Source organism: Pseudomonas carassii (assembly GCF_036324045.1).
Classification (GTDB): Bacteria; Pseudomonadota; Gammaproteobacteria; order Pseudomonadales; family Pseudomonadaceae; genus Aquipseudomonas; species Aquipseudomonas peradeniyensis.
In genome coordinates this window covers 175652-199807 of the sequence record NZ_JAZDCT010000003.1, presented here as the reverse complement: position 1 = coordinate 199807, position 24156 = coordinate 175652, and the positions used below count along the sequence as shown (strand labels likewise).

Below are 24156 nucleotides of genomic sequence, written 5' to 3'. Positions count from 1 at the left end.
TGCGCTCCCTCGCTGTGAATCAAAAATGACATGCGCCTTCGGACTTCAAAGCAGGCTAGGGCCTACAGCGTCTTTACAGAGCCCGGCCGGAATACCACAAATGTGTGCACTTGTCCCAGAGTCCTAACGCCACTGCTTTGCCGTCATCTTTTCCGCTGCCCGGCTTTGGCCATTCTCAGTCCTATACGGATGACTGCATATTGGCCGATAGCTGCCGGTCGTGGATGACCGGTTTCGACCCATAGCTGCCATTCACCAAGGGCAGGAGCCGGCCAAGAGCTGTCTCTCTTCTACAAGGAGACGTTAGCGCTGAAAAGTCAAAATCTTTTCGCAACTGGGCCAACCGTTTTTTCATGATCGATGGGTGAGGATCTCTAGCTTTGGCCGCTGGACGTCGCGCACTGTAACGGCCCCAGAGCAGCCTGAGCAGTTGACTCTCCCGTTATGGTCAGGCTTTACCCTGCACGCTTCATGTTCAGGATGAAGTGATGATGAGCAAACGAGTACTGGTGGTGCTGGGGCACCCGTCAAGCGAGAGTTTCTGCGCAGCGCTGACCGAGAGCTATGTTGAGGCGGCCAGAAGTGCCGGCCATGATGTAAGGGTATTACGGCTTGATGCTTTGAGCTTTGACCCGGTACTACGCAGCGGCTACCGGCAAGCGCAGCCACTGGAACCCGATCTGCTCAGGGCCCAGGCCGACATCACCTGGGCCGAGCACCTAGCCTTTATCTACCCCATTTGGTGGGGCGGTATCCCTGCATTGATGAAAGGCTTTTTCGACCGCGTGTTCCTGCCCGGTTTCGCGTTTCAGTATAGGGCAGGCAAAGCTTTCCCCGAGCAACTGCTCAAGGGTCGAACAGCGCATCTGCTGGTGACGATGGATACACCGCCGTGGTACTACCGCTGGGTGTATCGCATGCCTGGCCTTCACCAAGTGCGCAAGACCACGTTGCAGTTCTGCGGTATCAGAACGCTGCGCACCCTGATGTTCGGGCCGCTGCTCGGCTCCAGCGCGCGGCGGCGTGGAGCTTGGCTCGAACTGGCACGAGGCCTCGCCAGCTGACCTGCGGCTATGTGGTTCCCGAACCGCTGGCGCCATGCAATGATGCCCCGCACCCTTTTGAAAAGGACATTCATGTATATCGGCAAAGCCGCCCAACTGTCGGGCACCACGGTCAAGACCATCCGCCACTATGAAGCGATTGGCCTGCTGCCACCGCCCGAGCGCCAGGGGCAGTACCGCGTCTACACTCAGCAGAGTGTCGAGTTGCTGACGTTCATCAAATGTGCGCAGCAGTTGGGTTTCAAGCTGAAAGAACTGCAGGCCATTCTGCTGAGGCAGCAGGGTGCTGATTTGCCGTGGGAGTTGGCGGGCAAGGCCATTGCCGACAAGAAACGCGAAGTGCTGGGGAAAATCACTGGGCTGCAGCATATATACGCAGGGCTCGAAGCGTTTGAAGCAAGCCTTGCAGGTGCCAGGTATCAGTGCGGGCTTAAACGTCTGCCATAAGCTACGAAGCGAATTGCTGGCTTCGATCTAAATGCGAGCGCCGCAGGAGCGGGTTTGAGCCGCCAATACGGGCGTAAAAACATCATCCACGCTTTGACGATTCGGGCCTACTGCCGGGTGGAGAGATGCGCTGAGGCGTGTAGCCGGCATGGAAAAAGACAATCCTCGCTGTGGCGATGGGCTTGATGTATCCGGGCCTGTAGGGTCAGCCGCTCGTTGGCACTGATGAGATTCGTGATTCCCGGGTAAACGCCGCTGGACTGTGCGGCTGGTAAAACCGCAGCGGATGGGGTGGCGGTGGTTGAAAACGGTCTATTGTGGATGCGCCGTCCTTGAGTGGCTGGAGCTCAGCCCATCGGGGCACCGAGTAATGCTATCGCCGTCCCATGGGTGACCACGGCCGGAACCGTTCCCCACCACAATCGGACCTGCGCGCACACCAGACCCTCGACCAGGGTGAACAGCATGATTGGCCATCCCACTTGGGTGAGGATAAACGCCAGATAGGCGTGACACGCGCTGAACGCAATCGCACTGCCCAGTGCGGCTCGCTGTGCTGATGTCACCCGCTCAAGCAGTCCTTGCAGCATGCCTCGAAACAGTACCTCCTCAAGCGCGTTCCCAGCAAAAGCAAAAAAGACAAAGCCCAGCATCCAGGGGAGAGGGGGCGATTCGATACCTTGATAAAGTCTTATCGGTATACCAATGACACAACCTGCTGCCATTCCTATGGCAAGACCACAAGCGCGGTTGCCTTTGAACCCTGTTACCAGTCGCCAGAGCGCTGGGGCCAGCCTCGCGAGGCAAGTAATCAGCAGTATTGAGGCCAAACCCAGCAACGCGAGAATCCACACATTGGCATGAAACTGGAGTGCTGGTTTACCGCCTACCATCCACAATCCGCAGGGTGTCATCAGGTCCCGTGTGAACATGAATGCGGTCAAGAGAATTGCCAAACGCAAGCCCATCAGTGAGCTAGGCGTGATCCAGAACCAGGCGGCGAACAAGCAAAGGACAGGAGAGAGAATCAGTACGTAGTCCAGCAGCGGCGTGAGGGCGTTGAGAACCATCATGTCATCCGTGAGAGTGGCAGGGAACAGGATACGGGACCTGCGCCCAAACTGCTTCGAGTGTGTGCTTGCAGTTGACCATGTCGGCGATTGCCGTAGAATCGCGCGCCCAAAATTCAGCAGGCAGGGAGCTTCAATGCAACGGGTGATGATCATTGGTCAGCCAGGGTCCGGGAAAAGCACCCTGGCGCGCAAGCTTGGCGAGCGCACTGGGCTGCCGGTCGTGCATATCGACACGATTCACTGGCAGCCGGGGTGGGTCGAACGCAGCCGTGACGAGAAGACGCGTCTTTGCCATGAGGTCGAGGCCCGTGAGCGCTGGATCTTCGAAGGCGGGCACTCGACCACATGGAACAACCGGCTGGCCCGCGCTGACATGCTGATATGGATCGATCGCTCGGCGCCGCTTCGAATCTGGCGCGTGCTCCTCAGAACGGCCCTGAACCGCGGTCGCTCTCGGCCCGACCTGCCGGACGACTGCCCGGAACTGCTGGCCAACCTGCCGGAGTTTTTCAGGTTCATGTGGCGAACGAAAACCTCGTCTCGGGAGGCGATGAAGCGATTCGTGGCGACGGCGCCGTCGGGGTGTCGCGTGGTCTACTTGCGGTCGAATCGGGATGCCGAGGTTTTTCTGGCGAGTCTGGGCGCGCAGCCTGATCAGGCTGCGCAAGGCCACTAGAGACTCGATTGTGCTTGATTGGCGGCAGGCGCCTGCCGTGACGGCGCATCAGAACGTTTAACCTGTCCAAGGATGGCCCATGGCACTGACCAGCAAGATCACGACCTACACCCCTGAATGGCCGCAACGGTACGAGGCGGACAAAACGCTGCTTGTCTCGGCATTCGGTGATGAGCTTCTGGCGATGCACCATGTAGGCAGTACGGCTGTCCCGCAACTTGCAGCCAAGCCCGAGATCGATGTGCTGATCGAGGTTTCAGAGCATCGTAATGAGGCCGCGCGAGACGAGGTGTTGCTTAGCCTGGGGTATGTCCGCGGCAGTGATCTGTCGGAAGGACACCATTTCTACCGCCGCAATGTTGGCGAGGTGCGCACCCATAAGATCCACATCTGCAGGCGTGGACACCTTTCAGTCATCCAGATGCTGAAGTTCAGGGATCTGCTCAGGAACGACGCCTCCCTCAGGCAGCGGTATCAAGACCTCAAGATTGAGCTTGAGGCCACCAATACCGGTGGGATGGCTGAGTATCTGGAGAAGAAGGGGCCGTTTATCCTTGCGGCGCTGCTCGAGGGCGGTATCAGGCTGTAGTGATGGTCTCCCGTAGGGCTTTTCGATTGTTCGAGGCCCACTGCTTTCGACCCATAGCGGACGTTCGAGATCATCCGCGCCAGCTACTTCAAGGTTGATACAATCCGCCGCTTCTACACTGATGAGATGGATTTCATGGACCTGTATATCGTACGGCATGGTGAAACCTGGGCGAATGCCGAACATCGTTACCTGGGATCGCTCGACCCATCGCTCACGGAGCGGGGGCGTGAGCAAGCTCAAGAACTAAGGGCGAGTTTGCCCCATGAGCTGGACACGCTTGTCGTATCTCCTCGTCTACGAGCAATGGAAACCGCCAGTATTCTTAACGAGAAGCTCAAGCTCCCGGCCCAGACAATGGACTGCTTTCGAGAGCGTGATGTTGGGGTTTTCGAGGGGTTGACCCAGGCGGACGCAAGGGAACGATATCCGCAGCTTTGGTCGCGAAACATTACGCGCCAATGGGGGGTAGGGCCCACCGGAGGAGAGTCGATAGCTGATGTTGTGAAGCGGGTCAGAGGCGGATTGGTAGATCTGGAGTCGAGATATCCGTCGAAGCGTGTTCTTCTTGTAGCACACGGTTTTGTTGCGAAGACTATCCGGGCGCTGGCCAGGAATGACTTTTCAGACTTCTACAACTGGCAACTCTCCAACGGCAGCATGCTGGCCTTGGAAAGCCTTGTACTCCCGACCTCTGACCTGAAGACGCTGCAGGCCTCGCTACCACCGGGTGATTGAGGTAATTGCCAGCACCTTGGCCTTAGGCTCTGCTATGAGTCGGAAGCGGTCAGTCGCTCATCGCTGTTAACGACCACTCCTTGAGTCTTTGAAATAAAAACGCCAGCGCTCTCTGGAACACCGGGTGGCAATCGGTGTAGGGAAGATCATCTAGCGGAGCCCAGAAAAACTCGAACACGTGGCCGTGGTCATCCAGTGTCTGATGAGCCCAGCGCTCAGGCAGGTGTCGACCTGATCGACAAAGGTGAAACGACCATATCTGATCTCGATGTTCAGCGTCCCAGCACCCCAGGTCTGTCTCAACCGTAGCGCCAGTGATACCGGACTCCTCAGTCAGCTCACGCAAGGCAGCTTCGCTGGGTAGCTCTGCGTTCTCGATAGTGCCTTTAACCAGTTGGGTGCCCGCCAGGGGATGCCGAAACAGGAGAAGCCTGATCGGTAGCGAAGACGACAGCACCACCGGGCAAGCCTTGTTGGGAAGCATTGCACACTCCATGTGTAGCTCGAGAAACTGATCATACCAAGGATTTATATGGGCTAGGGTCTGTATGAAATGTGTCTGCGCGAAGGTCAGACGAGGCAAAACGGAGGAGGAAGCGGAGTGTACTGGAGTACATGAGCATTCCGAGCCCCGTTCAACGCAGTATGGGCGAGTGCAGATACATTTCGGTGTGCTTCGCCCTTGGAGGCTGCTATGGGTTCAGCTTCCTGACCGTTGTCGACAGGCAAGCTTACGTGCCCTGTGGCGTCGAGACTGAGACAGCGTTCGATCTTCGGAGCTCTGAATCAAGAGCGTTGTCAGCTCGGGATCCATGGGGAAACCATCCTCCAACCATTTGAGCGCTAATCCCGACCAATAGTCAGAATGTGACGTCAGCGCTGTAACGACCAGCGGTTGCAACGCTATGTCGCCAGGAAGTGTGCATTTTTCGCCAAGGGCCTTTATCGTACGGGGCAACTCTTGCGTACCTTCCCCTAATGGCTTTTCCAGCAGCGGCAGTAACCATACATAGGTGAAATCCCCGCTCATCTACTTCTCCCGAATACTCACTGGCGTGTTTTGAATGGTAGTGACCGTATTGACCGACGTCTGCCTGTCGTCAGCCGCTGCCCATTACGCGCCGTGCCTACTCAAACAATGCACGCACTCGTTGAACTATCTCGTCGGAATCATCAGATACAAATACTGAAATGCCTAGGTAGTGCTCAAGGTGTAGGGTAAGCGTGTGTTCGCCAGCGGTCAGGCTCCAGTAGCGCTGATCAAGTCCGTCGGCTTTTTCATTCCAGTAACCGCCTATTCCGTGCTCAAGCTTCTGAGCCACGGTCTCGAACAGTTTCCAGTCGGCAAGTTCTGATATTTCTATGGTCGCCATGCGTCACCTCATCACGCGAATGCAGATATTCGTGGTTCTCGCGAGCGGCAGCAATGGGCCGAAAGCGGCCATGCTCGAGTGAGCCCTATCGACCCATAGCGAATCGCCGTGGCTGCCTGGCAAAGCAGCCAAGGTGGGGTTGGGCTTTGCGTGTGCTTGCCTGGGTCTATAAGCTGCATCCCTAGTCCCAATCAACTTCGCAAGAGGCAAACCTTTGTCCACCGATCCGCTGTGTCTCGTTTTTGTTCCGGCGCTTGTATCCCTGCTCAAGGCGGCGGAGGATCGCAAAGGCTCCCAGCTCAACGAGGATGAGGTGCTTGAGATTCGCGATAATGCAACCGCGACAGCAATACCCTTCAGTGTCGCCGTCGCGTTGGAAAAAGAGCGGGGTTACGAGGACATCGTCCCAGAAGAGTGCTGGAAGGAATGGCAGCGAGTACGCTCATTTCTTTGAGAAAACAGTCCTCACACAACCGTTCGGGGCCAGAAATTGCGCAATTACTATCGGAGCGATGGATTGAATGACGACAGTATCCAGCCTCATCGGTCCTTGGAAAGGTGCGGCGTCGACAACGTTGCTACAGCGTTGTCGAGATGCCTGGGACACGCCTTTTGAAGCGCTTTCAGATCTCATGGTCGCTACTTTTCTGAGCCAGCGAGTCGCAGTTCCTCAACTGTTGGTCGAGGCCATGCGGCGGTTGGATTCAGAGCCCCGCGATGGTACGGAGTACTTCGATGGCCAACTGCTTGAGGCAGTTTCGGCGCTGAAAACTGACGGTGTCTGACCGTTAGCTGCCCGGCTATGGGGCGATAGCGGCATCACAACAGGGCACCAGTATGTACGCATTCCTCAGCCTGTCTTAATCGCCATTTCACAGCCACCGAAGTGGTCGTTTGCAACGTCACGTCTGCCCATTACTCGAATAGGCTTTCGTAGCTTTCAGCGCCGTGCGGAAAGTTGTTGCGGCGCCAGGAAGGCGTCGTGGAAGTAATTGTGGAACGCGTGCATCGCCGGGCTGAATTCCCGCTCGCGATGCCAGGCCAGGCCGACGCTCATGGGGGTGACCTTGTCGGTGATGGTCACTGTCTCGATGCGTTTACCCTCCAGCGACCAGGGGCGGTGTACCAGGTCGGAGAGAATCGCCACGCCGCTGCCGTTGGCCACCATGCTGCGCACTGCTTCCACAGAGCTGGTGCGGATTCGCACGTTGGGCTGCTGGTGGGCATGTTCCCAGTAGCGCATGGCGCTTTGTTCGGCTTCGTCGACGGTAAGCAGGATGAAGGGCTCCTGTGTGACGTCGGCAAGGCTCACCGCCGAGCGTTCGCACAGCGGGTGATGGCTGGGCAGCCACAGCCGGCGCTCGGAATTGAACAGGGTTTTCGAGACGATGTCCGGGTGGGTCAGGTTCGAGGTCAGCACCACCGCCATGTCGAATTCGCCTTCCAGCAGGCCTTGCTCGATGGCCTGGCGCTCCCGTTCGTGCACTTCGATGGCCACGTCCGGGTGCCAGTGTTCCAGGCGTTGCAGGTGATGCGGCAGGAAGTAGCCGATCACCGTGTAACTGGCCGCCACCCGCAACAGGCCGGTGGCGCGAACGTCCGGCAGTGGGCTGTTAAGGGCGTCGTCGACACTGCGCAAGATCACGTAGGCCCGATTGAGAAAGTGCCGTCCGGCATCGGTCAGGCTCATGCCCTGGGCCGAGCGCTGGAACAGTAGCGTGCCGAGCATGCCCTCCAGTTCCTTGATCGCAGTGGTTACGGCCGACTGGGAAATATTCAGATGAATCGCAGCTTGGGAGATTTGCCCGATCTCGGCCGTGGCGACGAAGTAGCGAACCTGGCGCAGGGTCAGAGACATGAACACTCCGCTTGATGAGGTATCTGTTTTTCAGAAGATATCCCCTCGGATAATTGATCTTCCCAAGGGGGTGGCTGGAACTTAACGTGCTCTGCATGAAGTCACAAGCGTCAGGAGCACGTGTCATGCAGGCAGTAGATTTCAATTCGGACATGGGCGAAGGCTTCGGTCCGTGGACGATCGGCGACGGGGTCGACAACGAACTGATGGGCTTCATCAGCTCGGCCAACATCGCCACCGGTTTCCATGCCGGCGACCCCGGCACCATGCGTCGTACGGTCGAGCAGGCCAAGCGCCTGGGCGTGGCCGTCGGTGCCCATCCGGGCTTTCGCGACCTGGTCGGGTTCGGCCGCCGCCACATCCATGCATCGGCCCAGGAGCTGGTGGACGACATGCTGTATCAGCTGGGCGCCCTGCGTGAGCTCGCCCGAGTTCAAGGCGTGGCCCTGCAACACATCAAACCTCACGGTGCGCTGTACATGCACCTGGCCCGGGACGAAGAAGCGGCGCGTTTGCTGATAGAAAACCTGCAGCGCCTGGAGCCTGAATTGCTGCTGTATTGCATGCCCGACTCGACGATCTGGCGTATCGCCACGGAGCTCGGCCAACCGGTGATCCGCGAGTTCTACGCCGACCGCGAATACGACATCAGCGGCTCCATCGTCTTCACCCGCAATGTGCGTGCCTACGACCCCGCGCAGGTAGCTGCGCGGGTACTGCGTGCCTGTCAGCAAGGCGTGGTGCGCACGGTGGAAGGTGAAGACCTGGCGATCGAATTCGACTCTATCTGCTTGCACAGCGATACACCCGGTGCCCTGGCACTGGTCGAGGCCACCCGCAAAGCGCTCGATGGCGCGGGGATCGAGGTGCGCGCACCGCGATAACGCCACCGAAGACACCTGGCGCACAGACGCCAGGGTTTGCTCGACACACAGATTTTTTGCCTGCCTTTCTACAACTATTCCAAGAGGAACAGACATGGCGCAGCACACAGTCATCACCCCGTTGCCGGGGACTTTCTACCGCAAAGCCACCCCGGAATCGCCGAACTACGTCGAGGCCGGTGCCAACGTCAGTGCCGACACGGTGATTGGCCTGATCGAGGTCATGAAGCAGTTTTCCGAACTGACCGCGGGTACGGCAGGGCGCCTGGACGCGTTTCTGGTCGAAGACGGTGATCCGGTGGAGCCGGGTCAGGTCATCGCGACACTCGAAGACGCGTGAGGGCACGACCATGACCCAAGGCATTGGTAAACTGCTGGTCGCCAACCGTGGCGAGATCGCCGTGCGGATCATCCGTGCCGCGAAGGCGCTCGGGATTCCAACCGTGGCGGCGTGCAGCGAAGCAGACGTCGATTCCCAGGCCGCGCGCATGGCCGACGAAGTGCACATCCTCGGCCCGGCCCGCGCTGACAAGAGCTACCTCAATGTCGAGGCCTTGCTCGGTGCCCTGAAGGCCACCGGGGCCAATGCGGTACACCCCGGTTACGGTTTTCTTTCGGAAAACGCCGAATTCGCCGAAGCGGTACTCGCGGCCGGGGCGATTTTCGTCGGCCCATGCCCCGAGACCATCCGCCGCATGGGTGACAAGGCCGAGGCCCGGCGGACCGCGCAAGCGGCGGGCGTGCCGGTGGTGCCCGGTTCTGCCGATGAACTGTTCGATGTGGAATCGGCGGTCGAGGCCGCCAAATCCGTCGGTTTCCCGCTGCTGATCAAGGCCTCGGCCGGAGGCGGCGGACGCGGCATTCGCCTGGCGGAAAACCAGCAACAGTTGCGCGAAGAGTTCCCCCGTTCCCAGCGCGAAGCCCTGGCTGCCTTTGGCAATGGCGCGGTGTATCTGGAGCGCTTCATCGGCAAGGCCCGGCATATCGAAGTGCAGGTGCTGGGCGACGGCAAGCAGGCGGTGCACCTGTTCGAGCGCGAATGTTCGCTGCAACGCCGTCGCCAGAAGATCTTCGAGGAAGCGCCGTCGCCGGTCCTCGATGCGCAGCAGCGCGAGGCCCTGTCCGCGAGCGCCGTGCGCCTGACCGAGGCGCTGGGATACAAGGGCGCCGGCACCCTTGAATACCTGTACGACGACGCCACCGGCGAGTTTTTCTTCATCGAGATGAACACACGGATCCAGGTGGAACATCCGGTCAGCGAGCTGATCACCGGTATCGATCTGGTCCAAGCCATGTTGCGCATTGCCGGTGGCGAGCCACTGGGGCTCAGGCAAAGCGATATCGAGATCAACGGCGCAGCCCTGCAGATGCGCCTGAACGCCGAAGACCCGGCACGGGACTTCTTCCCAAGCCCAGGGCTTGTGCAAGCGCTGAACTGGCCACAAGGCGAGGGCGTGCGGGTCGACAGCCATCTGTATGAAGGCTACCGGGTACCGCCATACTATGACTCGCTGCTGGCCAAGCTGATTGTTCATGGCCGTGATCGCACCGAAGCCCTGGCTCGCGCGCGACTGGCGGTCGAGCAGACCACGCTCAGCGGCATGGCCAGCACCTTGTCGTTGCACGGCGAACTGCTGGAGCAACCCTGGTTGCACACCGCCGATTTCCATACCGGCACTTTGGAAACCTGGCTGGCCGAGCGCCGCAGCGGAGGTGCAGCATGAGCAGTCCGATTCGCTACAGCTTTGGCGCCGACGAACATCTGTTTGCCGAAGTCAGCGACAGCATGTCCCTTGAAGCCTTCTTCAAGGGCATGGCGGTCACCCGCGCGGTGGAGCGTCTGGCCCTCGATGGCGTGCTCGACGTGTGCTTGGCCAACGCCTCGTTCCAGATCCGCTTTGACCCGGATCGCATCGCGCCGGCCGATCTGCTGGAAGCGGTGAAGGGGGCCGAGACCGAGGCCGTGGCCGAGCACACCCTGCACACCCGGATCATCGAGATCCCGGTGCTCTACAACGATCCCTGGACCCACGAAACCCTGATGCGCTTTCGCGACCGCCACCAGGACCCGAATGCCACGGACCTGGAGTACGCCGCGCGCATCAACGGCTTGGCCGACGTCGAGGCGTTCATCGCCGCCCACAGTGGCGCGCCGTGGTTCGTTTCGATGGTGGGCTTCGTGGCGGGCCTGCCGTTCATGTTCCAGATGGTCGAGCGTGAACGCCAGTTGCAGGTGCCCAAGTACCTGCGACCGCGTACCGACACGCCGAAATTGACCCTGGGCCATGGCGGCTGCTTCGGTTGCATTTACTCGGTACGTGGCGCCGGTGGCTACCAGATGTTTGGCGTCACCCCGGCACCGATCTACGACCCGCAGCAGAACCTGGCGTACCTGAAGGAACACATGGTGTTCTTCCGTCCCGGCGACATCGTGCAGTTCAAACCGATGGACCGCGATGCCTATGACCACGCCGTGGCCGAGGTCGAAGCCGGGCGCTTCGATCTGCGCATCCGGCCGGTGGAGTTCTCGCTCGATGCGTTCCTCGCCGACCCGATCGGCTATCCCAAGTCGCTGCAGGAGGTGCTGGCATGATCAAGGTGCTCAAACCCGGTCTGGCCACCTCGGTGCAGGACCTCGGCCGCGAAGGCTACTACCATCTGGGTATCCCACCTTCCGGGGCACTGGACCAGTACGCCCTGAGCGCGGCCAACCAGTTGGTGGGCAATCCGGCCAATTCGGCAGCGCTGGAGTGCACCTTGCTGGGGCCGGAGCTGGAATTTCAGCAGGACGCCCTGGTGGCGGTATGTGGCGCGCAGATGACGCCGAAGGTCGATGGCGTGGACATGCACTTGGACACCGCCTTCGAAGTGAAGGCCGGCCAAGTGCTGCGTTTCGATTTTCCCAAGGCTGGGGCGCGGGCTTATCTGGCGGTGGCCGGCGGTATCGATGTGCCGGTGGTGCTCGGCAGTCGTTCCACCTACGCGCTGGGGGCGCTGGGTGGTTATCAGGGGCGCAGGCTGGTGATTGGTGATGAACTGCCGGTAGGTAACGCCAGCGGCATGGGGCGTGCCGGGGCGAGCCTGCCCATGGCGTTGCGTCAGTCGCTGGGAGGGGAGATCACCCTGCGGGTGGTGCCGGGGCTGTACTACGAGCGCCTGACCCTGGCGGCGGCGGACAGCTTTTTCGCCGAAGCCTGGACCGTCGGCTCGGAGGCAGATCGCATCGGCTATCGCTTCAAGGGTGGCAGCCCGCTGAGCTTCCAGCCTCGCGAGCAGCCATTCGGCGCAGGCTCCGACCCTTCGAACATCGTCGACAGCTGCTACCCGATCGGCTCGATCCAGGTGCCGGCAGGGCTCGAGCCCATCATCCTGCACCGCGATGCAGTGTCCGGTGGCGGCTACGCGATGATCGGCACGGTGATCAGCGCCGACCTCGACCTGGTCGGCCAGATGCAACCCAACCAGAAGGCCCGCTTCGTCGCGGTGACGCTGGAAGAGGCGCTGCAAGCCCGACGTTCCTACAAGAAAAAACTCAGCTGTCTGAGCAAGCTGTTCCCTTCCTGATCTGCCCGCCGCACTGCGCGGGCAAAGCCAAAAAGGCAAGCCAACGCCGCCCCTCGGTGCGGGGGCGGCTGCCCGCGCTTCAACCTCTGACTGGCTCTGGAGTTCACGCATATGGCTGCTTTATCGCAATCGAGTCAAACCGGACAGGACCCGGCCAATCACCCCGTTCCGGGCGATGCGCGCATGGGGCGACTGTCGCTGACCATGGCCTGGTGGGCGGTGTGCAGTGCGATGTTCTATATCGTGGTCGGCGCTTCCCTGGCGCTGTCCTACGGCGCGCGCAATGCGTTGATCGGCATGCTGTTGTCGGTGATCAGCTATGGCCTGGTCAACAGCGTGCTCAGTCGCTTCGCGATGCGCAGCGGCTTGTCGGTGGCGCTGTTTTCGCGGCTGCTGTTCGGCAGCACCGGTGCGTGCCTGGCGACGCTGATCTTCTTTTCCACGGCGATCTACTACGCCGTTTTCGAGGGCTCGGTGATTGCCGTGGCGCTCAATCACCTGTACCCACAGTTGGTGTATCCGCTGGCCGCATTGCTGGTGGTGCTGTACAGCGTGCCGATGGTACTGGGCAGCGTGCAGCACTGGCTGGACAAGCTCAACGGTGTGCTGCTGCCGGTGTACCTTGGCGGTCTGCTGGCGGCGGTGGGGTTGTCTATCAGCCGTTATGGCTACCAGCCGCAATGGCTGGACTTCGGCCCGGCGACTCCCGCTGCCTTCGGCTGGTGGGACTGCTTCGTGGCCTACATGGGTGTCTGGATCCTGATGCTGTTCACCTTCGATTACGCGCGTTTCGGCAAACCTGAAGACGCCGAGTACCACGGTCGCTGGAACTTCGGCATGCCGTTCTACATGGTGACTTTCCTGCTCAATGGCGCGGCGGGCATCTATCTGGTCAGCAGCATTCCCAACGAAGGCGCGCTGAACGAGGTGTCGGTGGTCATGGCGATCCTGCAGTTGATGGGGCTGTGGGGGCTGTTGTTCGTCTGGGCCACGCAAACCCGGATCAACACGGCCAATTACTACCTGGCGACCTTGAACATGCAGGCGTTCTTTTGCCGTTTCGGCCTGCGGGGTTCGTACCTGATGTGGGCGCTGGCGGTTGGGCTGATCGTGTATGGCCTGATGCTCGCGGATGTGTTCGCATACTTGCTCAAGGCGTTGGCCTACCAAGGCATCTTTGTAGTGGCTTGGGTCGGTGTGGCATTAGCGCAGATTCTTTTGGGACGTCTTGATGTGGTTGCGCTCGACGAGGAGCCCGCATGGAATGCTGTCGGCTTGACGGCCTGGTTTGGCGCCACCGCATCGGGGCTGGCCTTGATGTTTGCCGGTGCTGGGCTGAGCAGCTTTTCTGCGCCAGCGACTGTAGTCATTGCGTTCGCCTTGCAAGCAGGTTTGTCCAGACGAAGCCGGTTAGTATCTCAGTCGATTGAGTAGGGTTTAGCCGTTACGTCTCCTAGGCCTGGCTTCGGCTACCAGGCTTGTACACAACACGTAGCCACCTTGTTGCGGTGTGCGTGGGAAGGTCGGGTCCTCATCCAGGTCGATCCATTCATTGGTGACAGGCGGGCGCAAGCCTGGGCCGGGGATGAGCGCCCGCCAGGCACTGATCTTCTCGGCCAGGCGCCGAGGGCCAAGGCTATTGTTTCAGCACAGCGCTGAGCCCGACGCCCCAAGCGTTGGATCTTCGTCCAATGGGGCCCTGACAAAAATGCAGTATTTACCCCCCTCCATGGATTCGAACGCTATCAGCTTTTCCACCAGTGCGGCGCTCAACACCTTTCCAGCATTAAGCAGCAACATGCCGTTGTCAGCGTTCAAATTGCGCGCCAGCACCATTCCGGAGACCAGGTCGCGGGTGGCGCAAACACGGACTTCAGGGTCCGCCAGGGTGAGATCACTGAGGAACGTAGCGCAGACGTCGACGAAATCCTCAAGCAGCGCCGGCTCATAAAGACGGCCGCTGTACTTGCGCAGGTAGAGCAAGGCCTCGTCGCTGTTCATCTGCCTTTCGAGGATCAGTCCACGCTGCAGTTCGACGAAGTCCACAGCCAGCTTAAGGAGGCGGGCGCCGAACGGAATGGCTTCACCTTTGAGGCGGTCAGGGAAACCACTGCCGTCCCAGTGCTCCTGGTGATGGAGGATCAGACGCGCCGCATCCTTCATAGGCTCCAGGGTCATCAGAAGCGATTCGCTTTGGCGTGGATAGTCGCGGTAGCGCTCGCGGTCGCTGTGCATAAGCAGGTCCGAAGGCGCAACAATCATGCTGTCCGGCCAGCTCAGCTTGCCGATGTTGTACAACGCCGCAGCCATAGTTAGATCGCGACTAGCCGCCTCGCCCAAGGCGTAGGCCCTGCAATAACAGCGAACTAACTCGATGATCTGACGGTTGGTCTGCTTGGCCGGCGGCAGCCGCAGGTTGGCCAGCATCGAGAATACTTCGGTTCCAGTGACGTAGCTGTGTTTCAGTTCTTCGTAAGCCAGATCGAGCATGTCGGCAGTCTGCTGCAATTCGGCGGTGCGGGCTGCCACGCGCTTCTCCAGATTCATGTTTAGCAGCTTTAACTGAGCGTTCTGCATTCGCGCGAGTACCTCCAGCCGCTGGCGCTCGCGCTCGGAATGTTGATGCTCAAGGGCCTGGCGCAAGGTCAGTAGCATCTCGTGGTCGTTCCATGGCTTGCTGATGTAACGGTGAATACGACCATCATTGACAGCTTTGATGATCGCACCGGGGTCTGCATAGCCAGTAAGCATGATCCTCACAACTGCGGGATAGCATTGGTGGACCTGCGCTAGCAACGTTGCTCCGTCCATGCCCGGCATACGTGCATCGCTCATCACCAGATCTACTGGCTGCTCTGCCATCAGCGCCAGCGCCTGTTCACCGCTGGTCGCAAGCACCACGTCATAGGGTTGCCCCCGTAATAATCGGCGCAGACTGTGGAGGATCGGCTCTTCGTCATCAACCAGCAACACAGTCGGCCGAGTGGACGAGTTCGGAGTAGATTGCACTTCCATGTGGGGCCTCGCGCGTCGGTCGATGGCGGCACGTTGTGGGTTCCTGAGCGAAGCGTGCTTGGGCAAAGGCTAGATCATTTTTTTGCCATGGGCACCGGAACACCGATTGGCAGACGACAGGCAAAAAGTGCCGAAGGCATCTAATCTGATGGCAACGCACTCCCTCGTATTCGTCAGCCATGGGAAAAGGACTCTCACGGATGTTCGAGCTCGATACCTGCCTACATCTTCATGTGCGTCACAGGGGGCGCTTGTGGAGTGGCCTGTGCTTGCTGGGCCTGCTGGCTCTGTGCTCGGCCACAGGGGCCGAACCTCTGGACGAACCGCTCAAACCCCTGCCGCCGATTCCCACACTGATGCCTGCGCGCGTCGAACTGGGACGTCAATTGTTCAACGAGCCACAGTTGTCACTCGACGGCTCTTTATCCTGTGCCAGCTGCCACCGTCTCGATAAATACGGGGCCGATGGCCATGCCTTTTCGATCGGAGTAGGTGGCCAGCAACTGTCACTCAATACTCCGACGGTCTTCAATGCCAGCCTCAACTTCCGCCAGTTCTGGGATGGTCGAGTTGAGTCGCTAGAAGAGCAAGGCAATGCAGTCATCACCAGTGCCCATGAGATGGGCGGGGACTGGCAGGTGATAGTGCAGCGTATCTCCGACGAAAACCGTTACCGCCAAGCCTTCGCCGATGCTTACCAGGATACCGTGACCAAGGACAACATCCTCGACGCGCTGGCCACCTACGAAAGGACTCTTTTAACACCCGGCGCCCGCTTTGATCGTTATCTGCAGGGCGACACCGAGGCGCTGACCCTGCAGGAAAAATACGGCTACCAGCGCTTCAAGGACTATGGCTGTATTGCTTGCCATCAAGGTGTGAACATCGGTGGCAACATGTTCCAGAAGTTCGGCGTATTCGGTGACTATACGACTGATCGTGGAAGCCCGACTCAAGCCGACCAGGGACGTTTCAACGTGACGGGTGACGAAGCGGATCGAGGCGTCTTCAAGGTTCCGAGTCTACGAAACGTGGCGATGACCGCGCCCTATTTCCATGATGCCTCGGCTCCTACTCTGGAGCGCGCGGTTGACGTGATGTTTCAGTACCAGCTTGGACGGATACCCAGCGACGAAGACCGTAGACTGATTGTGATGTTTCTCAAGACCCTCACCTCTGACAATGTGGGGCAGCCATGAGGGCAATTTCCCGACGCGCAAGCCTGCTTTCACTCAGTGGCTTGGTCCTGGCGCTATCGTCAATGCTGCTGTTCCTTTACCTGAATTCCGGTTCAGAGCAGACCCAGACCTACAACGAATCTCGGGATCTTATCCGTCAGCTCAAGCAGCAGGATGCGGTGTGGGAAAACGAAATGCTCAAGGCGCGGGTGGCCATATCCCATGACTACGATCCACTCGTGACGCCCCTCAAAGAGATGAAGCGACTTTGGACACGCTTCGACAGCCAAGAAACCGAGCAAGGGCGCAACGACTCGGCACAATGGCGTGATGCCCACGATGGCTTTCTCGCTGCGCTTGGGGAAAAAGCTCGGCTTGTCGAGCAATTCAAGTCGCACAACGCGTTACTGCGAAACTCGCTTGCATTTCTCCCCGCTGCCGAGGACGGTATCCAAACCCGGCTAAACAAGGTTCCCGACCCGCGCCGGCAGGAGGTCCATGTATTCGCCACCGACACTTATGACCTCTTGCTCAGTGCCCTGGAGTTCGCACAGGTTACGTCTGCCGACAAGGCGGCAGAGATCGAGGTCGGGCTGGGCGATTTGGCTGTCAACGTGCAGAACCTGCCTAGCGAGTTTCAGACACCGGTCAACCTATTGAGCAGCCATGTGGCATTGATCCTGCGCGAGCAACCTATCGTCAATCGCCTGCTCGAGGACATCGAGACGATTCCAGTCGCCGAACGATTGGATACCATTACCAGCCTGCTGGATCGGGACCAGCAGGAGGTTGAGAAAAACGATCGTAGGTATCACCTCTACACGTTGTGGTTGTCCGGCCTACTGATGCTCTCGGTCGTGGGGCTAGCTGCCCTGCTGGTGCGCAGCTTCTCCGAGGTGAGGCGGGTCAACAACGCGTTGCAGGCTTCCAATGAAGTTCTAGAGCAACGGGTCGAGGATCGCACCCGGGAGCTCAAGAATGCCCAAAGCGAACTGTTCAGCGCTGCGCGCCACGCTGGCATGGCGGAGATCGCCACCAACGTGCTGCACAACGTAGGCAACGTGCTCAACAGCGTGAACACATCCTCCAATCTGATTGCCCAAACCCTGCGCAGCAGCAAGACCCACGGCTTGGGCAAGGCAATGCAAATGTTCAATGAGCATTCAGGTGAACTCGGCCAATTTCTTACCCAAGACCCCAAAGGCAGACTGCTTCCCGGTTACCTCAACCAACTGACCGAGGCAATCACTCATGAGCAGCGCGAAATTGTGGCCGAGTTAGAGCGGATGAGTAAGAGCGTAGACCACATCAAGGAAGTGGTGGCCACCCAACAATCCTATGCTGGGGCCAAGAGTTTGCCCGAGCCACTGTCGGTCAACGATCTGATAGAAGATGCGCTACGCATGAATGCCGGGGCGCTGAGTCGACACCAAGTGAACGTGGTGCGCGACTTCGATGAACTGCCCCAAGTGATGGGTGATCGGCATCGAATGTTGCTGATCCTGATCAACCTGATCAGTAACGCTAAGTACGCCATGTCCGGTCAAGGCAACGAGCACAGGACCATGACCCTAAGGACGCGGATAATCGAGGGAGGCTTCCTGGAAATGAGCGTTCTGGACGAAGGCGAAGGCATTGCCCCGGAAAACCTGCAGAAGATTTTTGCCCACGGCTTCACCACCCGCAAGGATGGGCATGGCTTCGGCCTGCACAGTTGCGCCCTGGCCGCGATCGAGATGAATGGCCAGCTCACAGCTCACAGCGACGGCCCTGGTCTGGGGGCGCTCTTTACGCTGCGGATCCCGCTAACCGCAGTGACGGAGCCTGCATGAGTAACTTATCTAATCGCCGAGTCCTGCTGATAGATGACATGCCATCGATCCATGAGGACTTTCGCAAAGTCCTGACCCCAATCCGGCCGCAGACCGCCGAGCTGGACGAGATGGAGGCGTTACTGTTCGGTGACCAGCCCAAGCAGGAACGGCCGGTGGTCGAACTCGACTCGGCGTATGGCGGCGAGGAAGGTCTCGACCTGTTGAAACGGGCGCTTCGCGCCCAGAAACCCTACGCGCTGGCCTTCGTCGATATGCGCATGCCCGATGGTTGGGACGGTGCCAAGACCATCGAGCAGCTATGGCAGGTGGACCCGCAGTTGCAAGTAGTGGTGTGCACCGCCTACTCGGACTATTCCTGGGAGGAACTGCTCGACCGGCTTCAGGCCCACGACCGACTGCTGATCCTGAAAAAGCCGTTCGACAACATCGAGGTCCAGCAGATGGCCAACACCCTGCTGACCAAATGGGAAATGACCCAGCGCGCCTCCTTGCAAATGCACCAGCTCGAACAGCGGGTTGAGTTGCGCACCCATGAACTGAAGCTAGCCAGCGACGCCTTACAGCAGGAGATCGACGAGCGTAAGCAACTTGAAAGCCAGCTGGTGCAGTCGGAGAAGCTCGCCTCATTGGGGCAGATGGCAGCTGGCGTAGCACACGAGATTAACAATCCGATCGGTTTCGTGTCCTCCAATCTCGGTACTCTAGAAGGGTACTTCCTGCAACTGGCGACCATGCTCGACGCTTATCGCGAGGCAGAGCAGGCACTGGGCATCAGCGAAACCAGCATGGCCTTGCAAAGGCTGCGCGAGCACACCGAGCTGGAATTCCTCAGGGAAGACATTCCCATCCTGATTAAGGAGTCCAAGGACGGAATCGGTCGCGTGGCGCAGATCGTCAAGGACCTGAAAGACTTCTCGCGGACTGACAGCACTCAGCAGTGGCAATGGGCCAACGTGCAGCAGGGCATCGATTCCACGTTAAACATCGTTGCCAGTGAGCTTAAATACAAGGCAGACGTGGTAAAACAGTACCAGCCGTTGCCCGAGATCGAATGCCTGCCGTCGCAGATCAACCAGGTGATCTTGAACCTGGTGGTTAACGCCGCCCAGGCTATTGGACCGGAGCGTGGCACCATCACATTGAGTACCGCCCAACACGGCTGCTGGATATACATCGAAGTTACAGATACAGGCGCGGGGATAGCACCGGAGAACGTACAGAAAATCTTCGACCCTTTCTTCACCACGAAGCCCATAGGACAAGGCACCGGGCTAGGTCTGTCTCTCTCCTACGGTATTGTAAAGAAACACGGTGGTGAGATAACCGTTTCGAGCCAGGTCGGGGTGGGGACAACGTTTCGTGTACAACTGCCAGTCAGCCAACAGGTAAGGCAGTGAGCGAATATGGGGTTCGGTTGCAGTCAAGCATAACTGGCGCGACACCAACCTCTCAGCGGCTCGGAGAATTACTCAAGCAACTCCATGTGCGAGCCAGGTTTATAGCCATCAATCACAAGGACTTGCGAGATTTCACAGTCCGGATAGATCCACTTACCCCAGTTGGCCAAAACCCAGTCCCTACTGAGGCCCAGACACGCTGCATTGCTCTCACCAGGCAGCCAAACCCACTTCGATGGCCAACTGGCTGAGGCAGTTCTCGGCGCTGAAATCTGACGGTGTCTGACCGTTAGCTGCCTGTCTATGGGTCGATAGCGGCATCACAACAGGTGCCACTATCTTGGGAAGAAGCGATCTGGCCGACATGGCCCCAGGGTACTGCAAACCTCGCCATCGATGATCTCCTCGCTGGCGAGTCTCCCCACTATCGCCGCCAACGTAACGCCGGGGTGCACTGCACACACATAGACGCCGCCCACCTTGGGTAGATAACCGATGATGGGAATACCATCGGCAGGCATGGGCCTGAGCCCGACACCCGCCCATTCCGGCTCTATGGAAGTGACGCCATGGAGCTCGTTTTGAATGGCTTTGGCCGTGCGCAGCGCTATCGCGGCCGGCTGATTTTCCAGGGTGTCGTCCAGGTAATCTTCTGCTGCCAGCAGCGTCCCTTGCGCAGTTTGCCTCACTTCCATTGCAGGGCTGGAGATGAGGGTGCGCACCAGGTCGGGTTGTGTCTTGTAGCGGATGAGCAGGGCAGGCGAGGCCTCTATTGGAAGCGACACTTCCAGCTTGTCCGTGAGCTTCGTGATACCTGTCCCGGCAGCCACGACGACAATATCGGCTTCGATGATGTCCATTGCTGTTTCAACGCCGGTCACCTTTGCATGCTGGATTGCAAGGCCGAGCACTGGCGTTCGAGTGAGCATGCTAGCGCCAAGGGCCTGGGCACCAGCGATCAACGCATGCGTAGCGGCCACGGGGTCCAGCGCGCCTTCTGCCGGTGCATAGGAAGCAGACTCAGGCGGGCGCTTGAGATTGGGCTCAAGGTCTTGAATCTGTGATCGAGAGAGCTTGTTAGCCAAAGGCGGGTTACTTGCAGTTGACGGCACTGCATTCGACATCTCGCTGTAGGACAAGGCGCCAGTCCATCGCACCGTCAAGCCCGGCAGCTCAGTCTCGAGTTGGCGGTACGCCTCGATCGCAGCACCGCGCAGTTGTGCGATGGGGTCGGATTCGGAGAATGAGGTATTGATCCAGGCGAATGAGCGGCTGGTCACGCCCGACGCTATGCCTTCAGCATCGACCACGGTGACCTTCGCGCCTTTACGCGCCAGGTGATACGCCAGGGATGCGCCCATGATGCCTGCGCCAATGACAACGATCCGTTTGCTCTGCCCCGTCACCCTATCAACCTCCGTTCTGTCGATGGGCCGATGGTACGACAGTGGGGGGCTTTCATCACATGAGAACGTTATTTTTCGGGGTGATTATCGAGTGCCTGTTTCTGACCTCTGATGCATCTTATGAAAAACAGCCATACCGGTGATATGGCTGAGCGGCACTGCGTGAGGCCGTGATGGTCTGGCCTTGGCTACCAGGCTTGTGCATGAGGCTCTGGACCTGCCAGTGCAGGAAACATCGGCAGCACTTCTTCGGCCAGTTCCTGGATGATTTCCAGCGGCGGGCGCCGCGCCATCTGCATGCCCAGTGCCGCATGATTGACCCCGGCTTCGCGCCACTCATGCAGCAGATCGATCAGGCCATTTCGACCGGTGCGCAACACGTAGCCGCCTTGTTGCGGCGTGCGCGGGAAGGTCGGGTCCTCATCCAGGTCGATCCATTCATTGGTGACATGCGGGCGGAAGCCTCCACCGGGAATGAGCGCCCGCCAGGCACTGATTTTCTCGGCCAGGCGCCGAGGCCCAAGGATATTGTGGGTGGCGTCGGGGTAGGTGATCCAGCCGTCGGCCTGTTCGCCAAGCCACTGCAAGGACTGGCGCGATGAACCGGTCACCAGCAGCGGGATCCGTCCAGTGACGGCGCTGGGCAGCAGTTTGGCGCCATCGAGCTGTCCCAGTGGCGAATGAATCGGTGCAGGATGGTTGGCCAGCAGTTGGCGGAAGTAGTCCACGCTCTGCGCGAAGCGCTCCCCTCGGCCTTCATGGGCCAGGCCATAGGCCGGAAACTCCACCGGTCGGTCGCCCGAGGCGATGCCCAGCACCAGGCGTCCACCAGACAGGCAATCCAGACTGGTCGCGGCTTTCGCCAGGTCGATGGGGTGACGCAGCGTGAAAATCGCGCTGCCGGTTGCCAGGGTGATCCTGCGGGTATGCGCCGCCAGATAGGCCAGGTAGGTGAACGGATCGAATACCTGGCCGGCATCACCGAAGGCAGGGTCGTACAAGGGCACATCACGTACCCTGGCGGCGGCAAAGCCCAGGCGGTCGATCTCGCTGACCAGTTGCGCCTGTCCGTGCAGCACGCCTATGTCTCCGTCATAGAAACGAAGCGGCAGGAAGATGCCCAGGGTCAACTGATCGTGGGCGAACATACGACGGTAACCGGGATGCAAGGCAAAGGCATCGGCGCTCGCGCCTTGGGTGCTGATAGGGGTCATGGACATTCCTGGGTCGGGGAGTCAGGGGCCGGTGGCTGGCGTCGGGAGACGAATGCCGCATTGCACGGCGGGACGCTGCTCGATTTGTCGGTACCAGCGATTCAGATGGCGGTAGGAGCTGAAGTCGAAGCCAACGATCTCGGCGATGTGCAGCCAGGCGAAGCTGGCGATATCCGCAATCGAATAGGATTCGCCGGCCAGCCATGGACGGGTGGCGAGCTGCTGATCGAGAAGTGCGAAGGCATCTTCGGTGAGGGCGCGGTAGCGTTTCTGCGCCGCAGGATTGGGAATGGGCTCGAAGCACTCGAAGTGCACGCGCTGACCCAGCAAGGGGCCCATGCTGGCGCTGTGGTACATCAGCCAGGTGATTGCCGCCCAACGCGGTTGTGCGGCCTGTTCGAGCAGTTGGCCGCTGTGTTGCGCCAGGTACAACAGAATCGCCGCTGATTCGAACAGCACGATGCCGGCTTTGCGGTCTACCAGCACCGGGATGCGGCCTGCCGGGTTGAGTGCCAGGAAGTCTTCGTGGCGATGCTCGCCCAGGTCGATGTTCACATGGACCAGGCGATAAGGCAGCCCCAGTTCCTCGAGTGCAATGGTGATCTTGAAACCGTTGGGGGAGCTGTCGGTGTAAAGCTCAAACGCAGGGTCCGGCATGTTGTTCACCTTAATAAAACTGATTCGAATTTCTCTGGCACAACGCTATGCTAGTTATCATCAAGGTGGTTTACGAACGATCATTCAACTTGCTCGGATCAGTTTTTCTAAGGTTGGTATTACATGGGTGCTGTCTTGCCGTTGCTCGCGTTGCGTGCCTTTTCCGAAACCACTCGCCTGGGCAGCCTGAAAGCCGCCGCCGAGCGCATGGGCGTGACCCCGGGTGCTATCAGTCAACAGATTCGCCTGCTGGAAGATCGCCTCGGGGTCATCTTGCTGACCCGCAGCCGTTATGGCGTGCAGCTCACGGAGGCGGGCGCCAGTCTCTATCCGGGGCTGTCACGCGGGTTTGGCCAGATTGAAAGCGCGCTGCTCGATCTTCAAGCCCTGACGCGGGCCAACACCTTGACGATCACCACCCAGCCGTCATTCGCGTCCAGTTGGCTGGTACCGCGGTTGGTGGACTTCAATGCGCTGCACCCGGAGATCGACGTGCAGGTGCAGTCCACGGCCGAGCTTGTCGATTTGCACCGGGAGCCTGTCGATATTGCCCTGCGTCATGGCCTGGGTGATTACCCGGGGCTGGAGTCGATACCGCTGCTGGCACCTGTGCTGCTGCCGGTAGCCAGCCCCGGCCTGCTTGCTGGCGGGCCGGCCCTGGAGGCGCCGCAGGACTGCCTGCACTACCCACTCCTGCAGGACGCAGAGCGTGCCGACTGGACGCTTTGGTTGCAGGCTCATGGTGTCGAGCCCGATCACCGTAGCCGCCGGGGACCGAGCTTTGACGAGGATCTGCTGTTGGTGCGTGCGGCTGTCAGTGGGCAGGGTATTGCCCTGGTGCAGGCGCAGCTCGCCGAAGAGGACCTGAGAAGTGGCAGGTTGGTGGTGGCGGTGGACCGGGCCTGGCCTTCGCGATTTGCTTATTACTTGGTTGGTCGTGGGGAGAATATGCGTCGGGCGCAGGTGCGTGCGTTTGTTGAGTGGATTCAAGCGCGGGTTGAGGCTGAGTCAGGTGTCTTGTCGTAGGGTGTTGATGATAGAGCTGATGTGCACGGAGGGGTAGGGCCGGATCTCGTGGGAGAAGCGAGTGTCCGCACTGGGGCGAAAGTAGTTACTCGCGACCGGCGGCTATCGACCCTAAGTGGACCCGGTCGGTGTTTGTTTCCCCCGAAAGGGCGTAGATAAGCT

Annotated in this window: 26 protein-coding genes and 1 pseudogene; 17 read left to right on the top strand and 10 right to left on the bottom strand. The window is 59.5% G+C overall.

Translation table 11 applies throughout. The features are described 5' to 3' along the window. The first annotated feature begins 488 nt into the window (after nucleotides 1–488). The gene (locus V0R62_RS03600) at nucleotides 489–1064 is read left to right on the top strand and encodes an NAD(P)H-dependent oxidoreductase (RefSeq protein ID WP_330102781.1); all 576 of its coding nucleotides are present in this window, start codon (nucleotides 489–491) and stop codon (nucleotides 1062–1064) included. 72 nt (nucleotides 1065–1136) lie between these two features. Beyond that, nucleotides 1137–1511: a MerR family transcriptional regulator gene (locus tag V0R62_RS03595; protein WP_330102780.1), complete on the top strand. Its 375-nt coding sequence runs from the start codon at nucleotides 1137–1139 to the stop codon at nucleotides 1509–1511. A gap of 110 nt (nucleotides 1512–1621) precedes the next feature. On the opposite strand, the pseudogene V0R62_RS03590 reads toward V0R62_RS03595, so the two are convergent. Both V0R62_RS03590 and V0R62_RS03585 read right to left on the bottom strand, forming a co-directional pair. Further along, nucleotides 1622–1708 (bottom strand): annotated as a pseudogene (locus V0R62_RS03590) (integrase); the annotation flags it as partial. A gap of 150 nt (nucleotides 1709–1858) precedes the next feature. Further along, nucleotides 1859–2581: a CPBP family intramembrane glutamic endopeptidase gene (locus tag V0R62_RS03585; protein ID WP_330102843.1), complete on the bottom strand. Its 723-nt coding sequence runs from the start codon at nucleotides 2579–2581 to the stop codon at nucleotides 1859–1861. A gap of 136 nt (nucleotides 2582–2717) precedes the next feature. On the opposite strand from V0R62_RS03585, the gene V0R62_RS03580 reads away from it, so the two are divergent. The 3 genes from V0R62_RS03580 to V0R62_RS03570 all read left to right on the top strand — a co-directional run bounded on the left by V0R62_RS03580 (nucleotide 2718) and on the right by V0R62_RS03570 (nucleotide 4587). Beyond that, nucleotides 2718–3260 carry an AAA family ATPase gene (locus tag V0R62_RS03580; protein WP_330102779.1) on the top strand — a complete coding sequence of 181 codons (543 nt, stop codon included), beginning with the start codon at nucleotides 2718–2720 and terminating at the stop codon, nucleotides 3258–3260. A gap of 79 nt (nucleotides 3261–3339) precedes the next feature. Beyond that, on the top strand, nucleotides 3340–3849 hold the full coding sequence (locus V0R62_RS03575; protein WP_330102778.1) for a GrpB family protein: 510 nt from the start codon (nucleotides 3340–3342) through the stop codon (nucleotides 3847–3849). A gap of 135 nt (nucleotides 3850–3984) precedes the next feature. Beyond that, nucleotides 3985–4587, top strand: a complete 603-nt coding sequence (locus V0R62_RS03570) for a histidine phosphatase family protein (protein WP_330102777.1) — start codon at nucleotides 3985–3987, stop codon at nucleotides 4585–4587. 49 nt (nucleotides 4588–4636) lie between these two features. On the opposite strand, the gene V0R62_RS03565 is transcribed toward V0R62_RS03570, so the two are convergent. Continuing rightward, a complete protein-coding gene (locus V0R62_RS03565) occupies nucleotides 4637–5071 on the bottom strand; it encodes an NUDIX hydrolase (RefSeq protein WP_330102776.1) in 435 nt (144 codons plus the stop codon). Nucleotides 5072–5714: 643 nt separating this feature from the next. Continuing rightward, a complete protein-coding gene (locus V0R62_RS03560) occupies nucleotides 5715–5960 on the bottom strand; it encodes a DUF3630 family protein (protein ID WP_330102775.1) in 246 nt (81 codons plus the stop codon). A 214-nt stretch (nucleotides 5961–6174) separates the two neighbouring features. Between V0R62_RS03560 and V0R62_RS03555 the strand changes: the two genes are divergently transcribed. Together V0R62_RS03555 and V0R62_RS26730 are read left to right on the top strand one after the other, a co-directional pair. Continuing rightward, entirely contained in the window at nucleotides 6175–6414 is a 240-nt protein-coding gene (locus V0R62_RS03555; protein ID WP_330102774.1) for a hypothetical protein, read from the top strand. 67 nt (nucleotides 6415–6481) lie between these two features. Beyond that, a complete protein-coding gene (locus tag V0R62_RS26730) occupies nucleotides 6482–6745 on the top strand; it encodes a contact-dependent growth inhibition system immunity protein (protein WP_408005624.1) in 264 nt (87 codons plus the stop codon). Nucleotides 6746–6900: 155 nt separating this feature from the next. Here the strand turns inward: V0R62_RS26730 and V0R62_RS03550 are convergent, their stop codons facing one another. Further along, a complete protein-coding gene (locus tag V0R62_RS03550; RefSeq protein ID WP_203652519.1) occupies nucleotides 6901–7818 on the bottom strand; it encodes a LysR family transcriptional regulator in 918 nt (305 codons plus the stop codon). A 125-nt stretch (nucleotides 7819–7943) separates the two neighbouring features. On the opposite strand from V0R62_RS03550, the gene V0R62_RS03545 reads away from it, so the two are divergent. The 6 genes from V0R62_RS03545 (at nucleotide 7944) to V0R62_RS03520 (ending at nucleotide 13700) form a co-directional block, all read left to right on the top strand. Further along, complete coding sequence (locus V0R62_RS03545; RefSeq protein WP_330102773.1) at nucleotides 7944–8702, top strand: 5-oxoprolinase subunit PxpA; 759 nt, start codon at nucleotides 7944–7946, stop codon at nucleotides 8700–8702. 94 nt (nucleotides 8703–8796) lie between these two features. After that, complete coding sequence (locus V0R62_RS03540; protein WP_023629552.1) at nucleotides 8797–9042, top strand: acetyl-CoA carboxylase; 246 nt, start codon at nucleotides 8797–8799, stop codon at nucleotides 9040–9042. Between the two features lie 10 nt (nucleotides 9043–9052). Next, on the top strand, nucleotides 9053–10426 hold the full coding sequence (locus tag V0R62_RS03535; protein ID WP_330102772.1) for an acetyl-CoA carboxylase biotin carboxylase subunit: 1374 nt from the start codon (nucleotides 9053–9055) through the stop codon (nucleotides 10424–10426). Then, a complete protein-coding gene (locus V0R62_RS03530) occupies nucleotides 10423–11295 on the top strand; it encodes a 5-oxoprolinase subunit B family protein (protein ID WP_330102771.1) in 873 nt (290 codons plus the stop codon). The genes V0R62_RS03535 and V0R62_RS03530 overlap by 4 nt, the downstream gene beginning before the upstream one ends. Continuing rightward, nucleotides 11292–12266, top strand: a complete 975-nt coding sequence (locus V0R62_RS03525) for a 5-oxoprolinase subunit C family protein (RefSeq protein WP_330102770.1) — start codon at nucleotides 11292–11294, stop codon at nucleotides 12264–12266. Before V0R62_RS03530 ends, V0R62_RS03525 begins: the two co-directional genes overlap by 4 nt. Nucleotides 12267–12449: 183 nt before the next feature. Next, entirely contained in the window at nucleotides 12450–13700 is a 1251-nt protein-coding gene (locus V0R62_RS03520; protein WP_330102769.1) for a purine-cytosine permease family protein, read from the top strand. Nucleotides 13701–13910: 210 nt separating this feature from the next. Here the strand turns inward: V0R62_RS03520 and V0R62_RS03515 are convergent, their stop codons facing one another. Next, nucleotides 13911–15281 carry an HD domain-containing phosphohydrolase gene (locus V0R62_RS03515; RefSeq protein WP_330102768.1) on the bottom strand — a complete coding sequence of 457 codons (1371 nt, stop codon included), beginning with the start codon at nucleotides 15279–15281 and terminating at the stop codon, nucleotides 13911–13913. A 200-nt stretch (nucleotides 15282–15481) separates the two neighbouring features. On the opposite strand from V0R62_RS03515, the gene V0R62_RS03510 reads away from it, so the two are divergent. From V0R62_RS03510 to V0R62_RS03500, 3 genes are read left to right on the top strand one after another with little or no spacing between them, the layout of a single operon-like run. Next, complete coding sequence (locus V0R62_RS03510; RefSeq protein ID WP_330102767.1) at nucleotides 15482–16480, top strand: cytochrome-c peroxidase; 999 nt, start codon at nucleotides 15482–15484, stop codon at nucleotides 16478–16480. After that, the gene (locus V0R62_RS03505; protein ID WP_330102766.1) at nucleotides 16477–18291 is read left to right on the top strand and encodes a DAHL domain-containing protein; all 1815 of its coding nucleotides are present in this window, start codon (nucleotides 16477–16479) and stop codon (nucleotides 18289–18291) included. Before V0R62_RS03510 ends, V0R62_RS03505 begins: the two co-directional genes overlap by 4 nt. Further along, the gene (locus V0R62_RS03500) at nucleotides 18288–19691 is read left to right on the top strand and encodes an ATP-binding protein (protein ID WP_330102765.1); all 1404 of its coding nucleotides are present in this window, start codon (nucleotides 18288–18290) and stop codon (nucleotides 19689–19691) included. Before V0R62_RS03505 ends, V0R62_RS03500 begins: the two co-directional genes overlap by 4 nt. Nucleotides 19692–19759: 68 nt before the next feature. On the opposite strand, the gene imm45 is transcribed toward V0R62_RS03500, so the two are convergent. The 4 genes from imm45 to V0R62_RS03485 form a co-directional block, all read right to left on the bottom strand. Then, nucleotides 19760–19912 carry an Imm45 family immunity protein gene (gene imm45, locus V0R62_RS26725; protein ID WP_408005626.1) on the bottom strand — a complete coding sequence of 51 codons (153 nt, stop codon included), beginning with the start codon at nucleotides 19910–19912 and terminating at the stop codon, nucleotides 19760–19762. 114 nt (nucleotides 19913–20026) lie between these two features. Continuing rightward, nucleotides 20027–21121 (bottom strand): NAD(P)/FAD-dependent oxidoreductase, encoded by a 1095-nt coding sequence (locus V0R62_RS03495; RefSeq protein WP_330102842.1) that lies wholly within the window; start codon nucleotides 21119–21121, stop codon nucleotides 20027–20029. Nucleotides 21122–21285: 164 nt separating this feature from the next. After that, entirely contained in the window at nucleotides 21286–22311 is a 1026-nt protein-coding gene (locus V0R62_RS03490) for an LLM class oxidoreductase (protein WP_330102764.1), read from the bottom strand. A gap of 21 nt (nucleotides 22312–22332) precedes the next feature. Further along, entirely contained in the window at nucleotides 22333–22968 is a 636-nt protein-coding gene (locus V0R62_RS03485) for a glutathione S-transferase family protein (protein WP_330102763.1), read from the bottom strand. Between the two features lie 123 nt (nucleotides 22969–23091). Here V0R62_RS03485 and V0R62_RS03480 point away from each other — a divergent pair, with 123 nt between their 5' ends. Continuing rightward, nucleotides 23092–23994: a LysR substrate-binding domain-containing protein gene (locus V0R62_RS03480; protein WP_330102762.1), complete on the top strand. Its 903-nt coding sequence runs from the start codon at nucleotides 23092–23094 to the stop codon at nucleotides 23992–23994. Nucleotides 23995–24156 lie beyond the last annotated feature (162 nt).